This is a genomic window from Sulfitobacter sp. CW3 (assembly GCF_019392245.1).
Classification (GTDB): domain Bacteria; phylum Pseudomonadota; class Alphaproteobacteria; order Rhodobacterales; family Rhodobacteraceae; genus Sulfitobacter.
Genome location: NZ_JAHXRL010000182.1, coordinates 1 through 275, shown reverse-complemented (window position 1 = coordinate 275; position 275 = coordinate 1). Strand labels below are relative to the sequence as shown.

The following is a 275-nucleotide window of genomic DNA, read 5'->3' as shown; positions in this document are numbered from 1 at the left end:
ACGCTCCTCGAGACGATGGCACGCGGGCGGCGTATCCTCGCAGACGCCGGCGCCGTCGTTGCGCGGGAGGATCTGGGCCTTGAGGCGGCCTACTGGGCGCAATGCCCGGGCCTATTCCGTTACCGGGCGCGGGTCGGCGCGATTACCTCGCGCAACTTCGCCGCCCTGTCCCCCTTCCACACTTACCCGGCGGGGCAGGCGGACGGGAACCATTGGGGTGAAGCGGTCGCCTGTCTCAAGACCGCATCGGGCGCGCCCTACCACTTCTCCTTCCA

The 275-nt window shown here is 69.5% G+C and carries 1 pseudogene; it reads left to right on the top strand.

The annotated features are described in order from the left end of the window. Window positions 1-275 (top strand): annotated as a pseudogene (locus KZZ06_RS20695) (VirB4 family type IV secretion/conjugal transfer ATPase); the annotation flags it as partial.